The organism is Polymorphum gilvum SL003B-26A1, assembly GCF_000192745.1.
Classification (GTDB): Bacteria; Pseudomonadota; Alphaproteobacteria; order Rhizobiales; family Stappiaceae; genus Polymorphum; species Polymorphum gilvum.
Genome location: NC_015259.1, coordinates 1,826,920 through 1,839,366, shown reverse-complemented (window position 1 = coordinate 1,839,366; position 12,447 = coordinate 1,826,920). Strand labels below are relative to the sequence as shown.

Annotated in this window: 6 protein-coding genes; all 6 read right to left on the bottom strand. The window is 63.7% G+C overall.

The features are described from left to right. Window positions 1-23: 23 nt before the first annotated feature. Window positions 24-2,099 (bottom strand): elongation factor G, encoded by a 2,076-nt coding sequence (gene fusA / locus SL003B_RS08785; RefSeq protein WP_013652481.1) that lies wholly within the window; start codon window positions 2,097-2,099, stop codon window positions 24-26. A 24-nt stretch (window positions 2,100-2,123) separates the two neighbouring features. Beyond that, on the bottom strand, window positions 2,124-2,594 hold the full coding sequence (rpsG, locus tag SL003B_RS08780) for a 30S ribosomal protein S7 (protein WP_013652480.1): 471 nt from the start codon (window positions 2,592-2,594) through the stop codon (window positions 2,124-2,126). Window positions 2,595-2,606: 12 nt separating this feature from the next. Further along, the gene (gene rpsL / locus SL003B_RS08775; protein ID WP_013652479.1) at window positions 2,607-2,978 is read right to left on the bottom strand and encodes a 30S ribosomal protein S12; all 372 of its coding nucleotides are present in this window, start codon (window positions 2,976-2,978) and stop codon (window positions 2,607-2,609) included. Window positions 2,979-3,485: 507 nt separating this feature from the next. After that, complete coding sequence (locus SL003B_RS08770; RefSeq protein WP_148259278.1) at window positions 3,486-3,785, bottom strand: regulator; 300 nt, start codon at window positions 3,783-3,785, stop codon at window positions 3,486-3,488. Window positions 3,786-3,859: 74 nt separating this feature from the next. Then, complete coding sequence (gene rpoC, locus SL003B_RS08765) at window positions 3,860-8,059, bottom strand: DNA-directed RNA polymerase subunit beta' (RefSeq protein ID WP_013652476.1); 4,200 nt, start codon at window positions 8,057-8,059, stop codon at window positions 3,860-3,862. A gap of 100 nt (window positions 8,060-8,159) precedes the next feature. Continuing rightward, complete coding sequence (gene rpoB, locus SL003B_RS08760) at window positions 8,160-12,296, bottom strand: DNA-directed RNA polymerase subunit beta (RefSeq protein ID WP_013652475.1); 4,137 nt, start codon at window positions 12,294-12,296, stop codon at window positions 8,160-8,162. Window positions 12,297-12,447: the final 151 nt, after the last annotated feature.

The window sequence follows — 12,447 nt, the reverse complement described above, 5'->3', positions numbered from 1 at the left end:
AACGTCTGCAAGACACTTCCAGGTCAGGCGTATTTCGCCTGGACCTGGTCGGCGACGGCCTGCGGCACCTGCTCGTAGTGGTCGAACACCATCGAGTACTGGGCGCGCCCCTGAGACATGGACCGCAGGTTGTTGACATAGCCAAACATGTTGGCGAGCGGCACCATCGCGGTGATGACCGTCACGACACCGCGGTTCTCGGTACCGTTGATCTGGCCACGACGGGAGTTCAGGTCGCCGATGACGTCGCCCATGTAGTCTTCCGGCGTCACCACCTCGACCTTCATGATCGGCTCGAGCAGCTTCGGCCCGGCCTTGGCGATGCCCTCACGGAAACCGGCGCGGGCGGCGATTTCGAACGCCAGCACCGAGGAGTCCACGTCGTGATAGGCACCGTCGATCAGGGCGGCCTTGATGTCGACCATCGGGAAGCCGGCCAGCGGACCGGACGACATCACGCTCTCGATGCCCTTGGTCACGCCGGGGATGTATTCCTTCGGCACCGCGCCGCCGACGATCTGGCTCTCGAAGGCATAGCCCGCACCGATCTCGTTCGGCTCGATCACCAGCTTGATGCGGGCGAACTGGCCGGTACCGCCGGTCTGCTTCTTGTGGGTGTAGTCCACTTCCGCGCGCTTCGTGATTGTCTCGCGATAGGCCACCTGCGGCGCACCGATGTTGGCCTCGACCTTGAACTCGCGACGCATGCGGTCGACGATGATGTCGAGGTGCAGTTCACCCATGCCGGCGATGATCGTCTGGCCGGATTCCTCGTCGGTCTTGACGCGGAAGGACGGATCCTCCGCCGCCAGGCGGTTGAGCGCGAGGCCCATCTTTTCCTGGTCGCCCTTGGTCTTCGGCTCGACGGCGATCTCGATCACCGGCTCGGGGAACTCCATGCGCTCCAGGATCACCGGCTTGAGCGGATCGCACAGCGTGTCGCCCGTGGTGGTGTCCTTCAGGCCGGCAATGGCCACGATGTCACCGGCGTAGGCGACGTCGATGTCCTCGCGGCTGTTGGAATGCATCTGCATCATGCGGCCGACGCGTTCCTTCTTGTCCTTCACCGTGTTCGCCAGGCTGGTGCCCTTGTTGAGAACGCCAGAATAGATGCGGCAGAAGGTCAGCGAGCCGACGAACGGGTCGTTCATGATCTTGAACGCCAGCATGGACAGCGGCTCTTCATCGCCGGACTTGCGGGTGGTCTCCGCCTCGGTCTTCGGATCGATGCCCTTGATCGCAGGAACGTCGACCGGGCTCGGCAGATAGTCCACGACACCGTCGAGCAGCGGCTGCACGCCCTTGTTCTTGAACGCCGAGCCGCAGAAGATCGGCACGAACTCGCTGTTGATGGTACCCTTGCGGACCAGCGCCTTCAGGGTCGCCTCGTCGGGCTCGCTGCCCTCCAGATAGGCTTCCATGGCAGCTTCATCGACCTCGACCGCGGTCTCGATCATCAGGTCGCGGAATTCCTGCGCCTTGTCGGCGAGGTCGGCAGGGATCTCGACTTCGTCCCAGGCAGCACCCAGGGTCTCGTCGCGCCAGATCAGCGCCTTCATCTTGATCAGGTCGACCACCCCGGCGAACTCGTTCTCGGCACCGACCGGGATCTGCAGGCACAGCGGCTTGGCGCCGAGACGGGTCTTGACCATCTCCACGCAGCGGTAGAAGTCCGCGCCGAGCTTGTCCATCTTGTTGACGAACATCATACGCGGCACGCGGTACTTGTCGGCCTGGCGCCAGACGGTCTCGGTCTGCGGCTCAACGCCGGCGTTGGCATCAAGAAGAGCGACCGCTCCGTCGAGGACGCGCAGCGACCGCTCCACCTCGATGGTGAAGTCGACGTGACCCGGCGTGTCGATGATGTTGAGCCGCTTCTCCTTCCAGAAGGCGGTCGTCGCGGCGGACGTGATCGTGATGCCGCGCTCCTGCTCCTGCTCCATCCAGTCCATGGTGGCCGCACCGTCATGGACCTCACCGATCTTATGGCTCTTGCCGGTGTAGTAGAGGATCCGCTCGGTGGTCGTAGTCTTGCCGGCATCGATGTGGGCCATGATGCCGAAGTTGCGGTAGTCCTCGATTTTATGCGTGCGAGACATGACGTCAGCCCTTCGAATTCTGGATTACCAGCGATAGTGCGAGAACGCGCGGTTGGCGTCGGCCATCCGGTGCGTGTCTTCGCGCTTCTTCACGGCGGAGCCACGGTTGTTGGCAGCATCGAGCATTTCGCCCGACAGCCGGTCGACCATGGTCGTCTCGTTGCGGTTGCGCGCAGCCGAAATCAGCCAGCGGATCGCAAGCGCCTGGCGGCGCTCGGAACGAACCTCGACCGGAACCTGGTAGGTCGCACCGCCGACGCGGCGGGAACGGACCTCGACCTGCGGCATGACGTTCTCGAGCGCAGCGTGGAACACCTCGATCGGGTTCTCGCGCGTCTTCTTCTCGATGACGTCGAAAGCGCCGTAGACGATGCGCTCGGCGACCGACTTCTTGCCGTCCAGCATGATCGAATTCATGAACTTGGTGACGACAATGTCTCCGAACTTCGGGTCCGGAATGATTTCACGCTTTTCGGCGCGATGACGACGGGACATCTGAAGCGCTCCTTACTTCGGCCGCTTGGCGCCGTACTTCGAACGGCGCTGCTTGCGGTCCTTGACGCCCTGGGTGTCGAGGACACCGCGGATGATGTGGTAGCGAACGCCCGGCAAGTCCTTGACGCGGCCGCCGCGGATCATCACCACGGAGTGCTCCTGGAGGTTGTGCCCCTCGCCCGGAATGTAACCGATGACTTCGAAACCGTTCGTCAGGCGGACCTTGGCCACTTTGCGAAGGGCCGAGTTCGGCTTCTTCGGCGTCGTGGTGTAGACGCGCGTGCAAACACCGCGCTTCTGCGGGCAGGCCTCCATGGCCGGCACCTTGTTCCGCTTGGGCGGGTCTTTCCGCGGCTTGCGGATCAGCTGGTTGATGGTCGGCATTCTGTGCCCTTTACCTCTGCCATCCAAAAATTCGGGTGCGACCCCGGCCTTCACCGACCCCGTCCAAACGGAATCGCACCTCGGCCATGCTCGATCGAGCACGGGAGGCGCTGCGAAAACCAGAGGACCACGGGGTTAATCGCGGTCATGCAATCGACGCGTATTCGCCTTTTGAACCCGGCAGCGTTTAAGTTTTCAGGTCCCACGCTGAGGCGCGTTGGAACACGTCAGGACTTACCGCCTGCCATCGGGATGCGCGGAACCTACTCAGATCGCCCCGGCGCGTCAAGGAAAATGTAGGAAATCGTGAAAACCCGGCCCATCGGGGCTTGCCCGGCCCCGCATCGCCCGTTCGATCGCGTCGCTTTGGGGTTTTGTGTCGCGACAGCGGGCAGAACAGTAACAATATTTCGCTCTACCTGCATTCCACCGCTACCGATCTCTGAATGTTCCGCGTTCGCCGAACGTTTCGAATCCGAGCGTTCCCCGATTCCGTTGCCGTGGCGCTCAGTCCTTGAAGGTGATCACCGCTACGTTGCCGGCCAGTGCGTCCTGATAGGCGTCGTCGTAGGTCGGATCCTCCGGCTCTTCTGTCAGCACGCCGATCTGGTCGAGTTCGGCTTCCAGGAAGCCCTCCCCCGCCAGCGCTTCGAGCGTCTTGCGGACGGCACTGTCGTCGTCCGGGGCGCTCAGCAGCACGTGCACCGGGATCGCATCCTCGGGCAGTCCGTCCTCATTGTCCCAGACGCGTCCCACGACTAGGAACACGGTCGGATCGAGGGGAGTGTCGTTGTCATTCATGGCCATGCTTCGGTCCTTTTTGTTTGAAAGCAGAAAGGCCGCCCGGGGGCGGCCTTTCGAGGACGTTTCGAGCCCGATCGCTATTCGGCAGCGCCGGACAGGTCTTCCAGCAGACCCTCGGCGGCGCTTTCGTCGGAACGCTTGCGGCGCTCGTCCAGGATCAGATCGTCGCGATGGGTCGCGATCTGCCGGATCCGCTTCATCACGCCGCCGGTACCGGCAGGGATCAGGCGTCCGACGATGACGTTCTCCTTCAGGCCGACCAGCGGGTCGGTCTTGCCATTGACCGCCGCCTCGGTGAGGACGCGCGTCGTCTCCTGGAAGGAGGCCGCGGAGAAGAACGATCGGGTCTGCAGGCTCGCCTTGGTGATGCCGAGCAGCACCGGCACGCCCTTCGCCGGAGTCTTGGCCGCATCGATCGTCCGCTCGTTGACCTCCTCGAAGTCGATGCGATCGACCTGCTCGCCGGCGAAGAACTCGGTCTCGCCCGGATCGGTGATCTCGATCTTCTGAAGCATCTGGCGAACGATCACCTCGATGTGCTTGTCGTTGATCACCACGCCCTGTAGCCGGTAGACCTCCTGGATCTCGTTGACCAGATAGGCCGCAAGCGCTTCCACGCCCTTGACCGCGAGGATGTCGTGCGGCGCCGGGTTGCCGTCGAGGACGTACTCGCCCTTCTCGATGACGTCGCCTTCCTGCAGGTGGAAGTGCTTGCCCTTCGGGATCAGGTACTCGACCGGCTCCAGCGACTCGTCATGCGGCTCGACGATGATCCGCCGCTTGTTCTTGTAGTCGCGTCCGAACCGGATCGTGCCGGACACCTCGGCGATGATCGCATGGTCCTTCGGCCGCCGCGCCTCGAAGAGTTCGGCCACGCGCGGCAGACCGCCGGTGATGTCCTTCGTCTTCGCGCTTTCCAACGGGATACGGGCGAGCACGTCGCCGGCCTTGACCCGGCTGCCGGGCTGCACCGAGAGGATCGCATCCACCGACAGCAGCAGGCGGGCATCGCCGCCGCGGGCCAGCTTGGCGATCTCCCCGGTTTCCGTCTTGACGACGATCGCCGGCTTGAGGTCCTGGCCACGCTGCGAAGTGCGCCAGTCGATGACCACGCGCTTGGTGATGCCGGTCGCCTCGTCGGTGGTTTCCTGCACCGAGGCACCGTCCACCAGGTCCTCGAAATCGACAACGCCATCGACTTCCGACAGCATCGGCCGGGTATACGGATCCCATTCGGCGATCCGCTGGCCGCGCTTGACCGCATCGCCCTCGTCGACATGCAGCTTGGAGCCGTAGGTGACACGGTGCACTGCGCGCTCGTTGCCGTCACTATCGACCACGACGATCGACATGTTGCGGACCATGGCGATCAGGTTGCCGTCGCTGTCGCGGGTGACCGCGCGGTTGCGCATCTTGATCGTGCCGTCGACGTTCGATTCGATGAACGAGCTGTCGACCACCTGGGCGGTACCGCCGATGTGGAAGGTACGCATCGTGAGCTGGGTGCCCGGCTCGCCGATCGACTGGGCCGCGATGACGCCGACCGCCTCGCCCATGTTGACCGGGGTGCCGCGCGCCAGGTCGCGGCCGTAGCAGGTCGCGCAAACGCCGGTTTCGGTCTCGCAGGTGAGCACCGAGCGGATCTTGATCTGCTGGACCTTAGCCGCCTCGATCAGTTCCACGTCCTTCTCGTCGATCATGCGGCCCTTGGGCACGATGATCTCGCCGGTGGCGTGGTTGTAGACGTCCTCCGCGGCCGTGCGGCCGAGCACGCGCTGGCCGAGGCTCGCGATCACCTGGCCGGCGTCGACGATCGCTTGGACCGTGATGCCGTTCTGCGAACCGCAATCCTTTTCCAGAATGATCGAGTCCTGCGCCACGTCGACGAGGCGGCGGGTCAGGTAGCCCGAGTTCGCGGTCTTCAGCGCAGTGTCGGCCAGGCCCTTGCGGGCGCCGTGCGTGGAGTTGAAGTACTCCAGAACCGACAGGCCTTCCTTGAAGTTCGAGATGATCGGGTTCTCGATGATTTCACCCGACGGCTTGGCCATCAGGCCGCGCATGCCGGCGAGCTGCTTCATCTGTGCCGGCGAGCCGCGGGCACCCGAGTGCGACATCATGTAGACCGAGTTCATCGGCTTCTGGCGCCCGGTCTCCTCTTCGACCTGAACCGCCTGAATGCGCTTCATCATCTCGTCGGCGACGCGGTCCGTGCACTTGGCCCAGGCGTCGACGACCTTGTTGTACTTCTCGCCCTGCGTGATCAGGCCGTCGTTGTACTGCTGCTCATACTCGGCGACCATGGCCGACGTCTCCGCCACCAGCTTCGCCTTGGTGTCCGGAATGACCATGTCGTCCTTGCCGAACGAAATGCCGGCGCTGCAGGCGTTCTTGAACCCGAGCTGCATGATCCGGTCGCAGAAGATGACCGTCTCCTTCTGACCGCAGGCGCGGTAGACGGTGTCGATCATCCGGGAGATTTCCTTCTTCGTCATCAGCTTGTTGCAGGTGTCGAAGGGAACCTCGTGATGCTTCGGCAGCAGTTCGGCGATCATCATCCGGCCCGGCGTCGTCTCGAAGATCTGCGAGGTCGGATTGCCGTCCGCATCGACCGACTTGTAGCGGCCGCGGATCTTGGTGTGCAGCGTGATGACCTTGTTGGAGAGCGCATGATGGATCTCGCCCATGTTGCCGAAGGCCATGCCCTCTCCCGGCTCGCCGTCGGCCATGATCGACAGATAGTAGAGACCGAGCACAATGTCCTGGCTCGGCACGATGATCGGGCCGCCGTTCGCCGGATGCAGGATGTTGTTGGTCGACATCATCAGCGTGCGCGCTTCAAGCTGGGCTTCCAGCGACAGCGGAACGTGCACGGCCATCTGGTCGCCGTCGAAGTCGGCGTTGAAGGCCGAGCAGACCAGCGGGTGCAGCTGGATCGCCTTGCCTTCGATCAGGATCGGCTCGAACGCCTGGATGCCGAGGCGGTGCAGCGTCGGCGCGCGGTTCAGCAGAACCGGGTGCTCGCGGATGACCTCGTCGAGGATGTCCCAGACTTCCGGACGCTCCTTCTCAACCAGCTTCTTGGCCTGCTTCACCGTCGAGGAGAAGCCCTTGGCGTCGAGTCGCGAATAGATGAACGGCTTGAACAGTTCGAGCGCCATCTTCTTCGGCAGGCCGCACTGGTGCAGCTTCAGCTCCGGACCCACGGTGATCACCGAACGGCCCGAATAGTCGACGCGCTTGCCGAGCAGGTTCTGGCGGAAGCGGCCCTGCTTGCCCTTCAGCATGTCGCTGAGCGACTTCAGCGGACGCTTGTTTGCACCCGTGATGACGCGTCCGCGGCGACCGTTGTCGAACAGCGCGTCGACGGATTCCTGCAGCATCCGCTTCTCGTTGCGGATGATGATGTCAGGCGCGCGCAGCTCGATCAGGCGCTTCAGGCGATTGTTGCGGTTGATCACGCGACGGTAGAGGTCGTTCAGGTCCGAAGTCGCGAACCGGCCGCCGTCGAGCGGCACCAGCGGACGCAGGTCCGGCGGAATGACCGGGATCACGGTCATGATCATCCATTCGGGACGGTTGCCCGACTGCTGGAACGCCTCGATCACCTTAAGCCGCTTGGCCAGCTTCTTCGGCTTCAGTTCGGTGGTCGCCTCGGCGATCTCCACGCGCAGCTTCTCGCTCTCGCGCTCGAGATCGAGGCTCATGAGCATTTCGCGGATCGCTTCTGCGCCGATCATGGCGGTGAAGGCGTCCTCGCCGTACTCGTCCTGCGCGTTGAGGTATTCCTCTTCCGACAGCAGCTGGTTCGGCTTGAGCGGCGTCAGGCCCGGCTCCAGGACGACGTAGTTCTCGAAATAGAGAACGCGCTCCAGATCCTTCAGCGTCATGTCGAGCAGCAGGCCGATGCGCGAGGGCAGCGACTTCAGGAACCAGATGTGGGCGACCGGCGCGGCCAGCTCGATGTGGCCCATGCGCTCGCGCCGGACGCGCGACAGCGTGACCTCGACGCCGCACTTCTCGCAGATGACGCCCTTGTACTTCATGCGCTTGTACTTGCCGCACAGGCACTCGTAGTCCTTGATCGGGCCGAAGATGCGCGCGCAGAAAAGGCCGTCGCGTTCAGGCTTGAACGTCCGGTAGTTGATCGTCTCCGGCTTCTTGATCTCGCCGTAGGACCAAGACATGATCCGTTCGGGGCTGGCGAGCGAAATCCGGATTTGGTCGAAGGTCTGTGCAGGAGCCTGCTGGTTGAACAGGTTCATGACCTCATGATTCATGGGCTCTCTCCTTCGATGCACGGAGAGGGAGCGTGCTTGAAAGCCCGCTCCCCTCGTCCGGCACTTAACGTCCTAAATCGGTCTTTTTCATGCCCGCGGATCACTCCGCAGCGTCAGCCGCGGGCTCGTCGGTAATCTGGGGCACCTCGGTCTGCTGCAGTTCCACGTTCAGGCCGAGCGAGCGCATTTCCTTCACGAGCACGTTGAAGCTCTCCGGAATGCCGGCCTCGAACGTGTCGTCGCCGCGGACAATCGCCTCGTAGACCTTGGTGCGGCCGGCCACGTCGTCCGACTTGACCGTGAGCATTTCCTGCAGCGTGTAGGCCGCGCCATAGGCTTCCAGGGCCCAGACCTCCATTTCGCCGAAACGCTGGCCGCCAAACTGGGCCTTGCCGCCCAGCGGCTGCTGCGTGACAAGCGAGTAGGGACCGATCGAACGGGCGTGGATCTTGTCGTCGACAAGGTGGTGCAGCTTGAGCATGTAGATATAGCCGACGGTCACCTTGCGGTCGAACGGCTCGCCCGTGCGCCCGTCGTAGAGCACCGACTGGCCGCTAGGATCGAGGTCTGCGACCTTGAGCATGTCGACGATGTCGGGCTCATGGGCACCGTCGAAGACCGGCGTCGCGATTGAGACGCCCTTCTTCAACTGGTCGGCAAGGCGCACGATGCTCTCGTCGTCGAACTCCTTGACCGGGTCGCCCTTCAGGTTGTCGCCGTAGATCTCGACGATCTGCCCCTTGAGCGCGCTGATCTCGCCCGACTTGCGGTACTGGTCGTACAACTCGCCGATCTTCCGGCCCATGCCGGCGCAGGCCCAGCCGAGATGCGTTTCCAGGATCTGCCCGACGTTCATGCGCGACGGCACGCCCAGCGGGTTCAGGACGATATCGACATGCGTGCCGTCTTCCAGGAACGGCATGTCCTCGTTCGGGTTGATCTTGGACACCACGCCCTTGTTGCCGTGACGGCCGGCCATCTTGTCACCCGGCTGGATCTTGCGCTTCACGGCAACGAAGACCTTGACCATCTTCATGACGCCCGGCGGCAGTTCGTCGCCGCGCTGCAGCTTCTCCACCTTGTCGATGAAGCGCTGCTCCAGGCGCTTGCGGCTCTCGTCGTACTGTCCGCGCAGCGCCTCGACCTCGCTCATGAACTTCTCGTCGTCCGCAGCGAACTGCCACCATTGCGAGCGCGGGAACTCGTTCAACACATCGCCGGAGATGACAACGTCCTTCTTCGAGCCCTTGGGTCCGCCGATCGCGGTCTTGCCGATCAGCATCTCGGCCAGGCGGCCGTAGACGTTGCGGTCGAGGATCGCCTGCTCGTCGTCGCGGTCCTTGGCCAGGCGCTCGATCTCCTCGCGCTCGATGGCCATGGCGCGCTCGTCCTTCTCCACGCCGTGCCGGTTGAAGACCCGCACCTCGACGACCGTCCCGGTGACGCCGGGCGGCAGCCGCAGCGAGGTGTCGCGCACGTCGGACGCCTTCTCGCCAAAGATGGCACGCAGCAGCTTCTCTTCCGGCGTCATCGGGCTTTCGCCCTTCGGCGTGATCTTGCCGACCAGGATGTCGCCCGGCTTCAGCTCGGCGCCGATGTAGACGATGCCCGCCTCGTCGAGATTCTTCAGCGCCTCTTCCGACACGTTGGGAATGTCGCGCGTGATTTCCTCCGGCCCGAGCTTGGTGTCGCGGGCCGCGACCTCGAATTCCTCGAGGTGGATCGAGGTGAACACGTCGTCGCGCACGATGCGCTCGGACAGCAGGATGGAGTCCTCGAAGTTGTAGCCGTTCCACGGCATGAACGCGACGAGCACGTTCCGGCCGAGCGCCAGGTCGCCCAGATCGGTCGACGGACCGTCGGCGATGATGTCGCCCTTGCTGATCACGTCGCCGACACGCACCAGCGGACGCTGGTTGATGCAGGTGTTCTGGTTGGAGCGCTGGAACTTCATCAGGCGGTAGATGTCGACGCCCGACTTGGACGGATCGAGGTCTTCCGTGGCGCGGATGACGATACGCGTCGCGTCGACCTGGTCGACCACGCCGCCGCGGCGGGCCGCGATCGCCGCACCCGAGTCGCGCGCCACGATCGACTCCATGCCGGTGCCGACGAACGGTGCCTCGGCGCGCACCAGCGGCACCGCCTGGCGCTGCATGTTAGAGCCCATCAGCGCGCGGTTGGCGTCGTCGTTCTCCAGGAACGGAATGAGCGCTGCCGCCACCGACACGAGCTGCTTCGGCGACACGTCCATGAGGTCGACGCGGTCCGAGGGAACCAGCATGTTCTCGCCGGCGTGTCGGCAGGTCACCAGGTCCTCGACGAAGCGACCGCTCTCGTCCATCTCGGCGTTGGACTGCGCCACGTAGTGCTTCGCCTCTTCCATCGCCGACAGGTAGACGACCTCGTTCGACACGACGCCGTCCTTGACCTTGCGGTACGGGCTTTCGATGAAGCCGTACTTGTTGACCCGGGCGAAGGTCGCAAGCGAATTGATCAGACCGATGTTCGGGCCTTCCGGCGTCTCGATCGGGCAGATACGGCCGTAGTGCGTCGGATGCACGTCGCGCACCTCGAAGCCGGCGCGCTCGCGCGTCAGGCCGCCCGGACCGAGCGCCGACAGGCGACGCTTGTGGGTGACTTCAGACAGCGGATTGGTCTGGTCCATGAACTGGCTGAGCTGCGACGAGCCGAAGAACTCGCGCACCGCCGCCGCCGCCGGCTTGGCGTTGATCAGGTCCTGCGGCATGACCGTGTCGATCTCGACCGAACTCATGCGCTCCTTGATCGCGCGCTCCATGCGCAGCAGGCCGACGCGGTACTGGTTCTCCATAAGCTCGCCGACCGAGCGCACGCGCCGGTTGCCGAGGTTGTCGATGTCGTCGATCTCGCCCTTGCCGTCGCGCAGCTCCAGCAGCAGCCGGATGACCGCAAGGATGTCCTCCTTGCGCAGCGTGCGGACGGTATCCTCACACTCCAGGTCGAGGCGCATGTTCATCTTGACGCGGCCGACCGCCGACAGGTCGTAGCGTTCGGCGTCGAAGAACAGCGACTGGAACATCGCTTCCGCGCTGTCGATGGTGGGCGGCTCGCCCGGGCGCATGACGCGGTAGATGTCGAACAGGGCATCCTCGCGGGACTCGTTCTTGTCGACCGCCAGGGTGTTGCGGATATAGGCGCCGGTGTTGACATGATCGATGTCGAGCACCGAGATGTCCTCGTAGCCGCGCTGGACCAGCTCGTCGAGGATCTTCGCGTTGATCTCGTCGCCGGCTTCCGCATAGATCTCGCCGGTCGACGGATCGACCATGTCCTCGGCCAGATACTGGCCGTGCAGGTCCTCGTCGGTCACCTTAAGGGCCTTGACACCCTTTTCGGTGAGCTGCTTGATCGTACGCGCGGTAATCTTGCGGCCGGCCTCGATGACCACCTCGCCGCTATCGGCATCGACGAGATCATAGGAGGCCTTGGTTCCCTTCAGGCGATCGCCATCGAACGGCATCCGCCAGGCGCCTTTGCCCGAGCGGCTGTACTCGATGCGCTTGTAGAAGGTGTTGAGAATTTCCTCGCCGTCCAGGCCGAGCGCCATCAGCAGCGACGTGACCGGGATCTTGCGGCGCCGGTCGATGCGCGCGTAGACGATATCCTTGGCGTCGAACTCGATATCGAGCCAGGAGCCGCGATAGGGAATCACGCGTGCGGCGAACAGAAGCTTGCCGGAGGAGTGGGTCTTGCCCTTGTCGTGATCGAAGAACACACCGGGAGAGCGGTGCATCTGCGAAACGATGACGCGCTCGGTGCCGTTGACGATGAAGGTGCCGTTGTCCGTCATGAAGGGCATGTCGCCCATGTAGACGTCCTGCTCCTTGATGTCCTTGACCGATTTGGCGCCGGTGTCCTCGTCGACGTCGAACACGATGAGCCGCAGCGTCACCTTCAGCGGCGCGGCATAGGTCATGCCGCGCTGGCGGCATTCCTCGACGTCGTATTTCGGCGCTTCGAACTCGAACCGCACGAATTCCAGCAGCGCGGTGCCCGCGAAGTCGGAAATCGGGAACACGGACTGGAACACGGCCTGCAGGCCTTCGTCGCTGCGCCCACCCTTGGGCTCGTCGACTTGCAGGAACTGGTCGTAGGACGCCTTCTGCACCTCGATGAGGTTGGGCATCGCCGTAACATCGCGGATCGATCCGAAAAATTTCCGGACACGCTTGCGACCGTTGAACGTGTGGGTCATTGTCGCTCCTCGTATCGCCTGGGTGACGGCTGTCCGCAACGCCCCTTGTCCAATCGGGCGATCCGCCCGGGCGCTTCGGATAACCGTCCCCTATCTGGGACGGACGCCCCGGAACCGGGTCGCGACCCGCCGGGGCTGGAAATGCGGTCCC

Excerpts from the sequence above, each read along its gene's own strand:
- SL003B_RS08770 (WP_148259278.1), bottom strand. The coding sequence starts at position 3,785 with ATGGCCATGAATGACAACGACACTCCCCTCGATCCGACCGTGTTCCTA.
- rpoC (WP_013652476.1), bottom strand. The coding sequence starts at position 8,059 with ATGAATCATGAGGTCATGAACCTGTTCAACCAGCAGGCTCCTGCACAG.
- rpsL (WP_013652479.1), bottom strand. The coding sequence starts at position 2,978 with ATGCCGACCATCAACCAGCTGATCCGCAAGCCGCGGAAAGACCCGCCC.
- fusA (WP_013652481.1), bottom strand. The coding sequence starts at position 2,099 with ATGTCTCGCACGCATAAAATCGAGGACTACCGCAACTTCGGCATCATG.
- rpsG (WP_013652480.1), bottom strand. The coding sequence starts at position 2,594 with ATGTCCCGTCGTCATCGCGCCGAAAAGCGTGAAATCATTCCGGACCCG.
- rpoB (WP_013652475.1), bottom strand. The coding sequence starts at position 12,296 with ATGACCCACACGTTCAACGGTCGCAAGCGTGTCCGGAAATTTTTCGGA.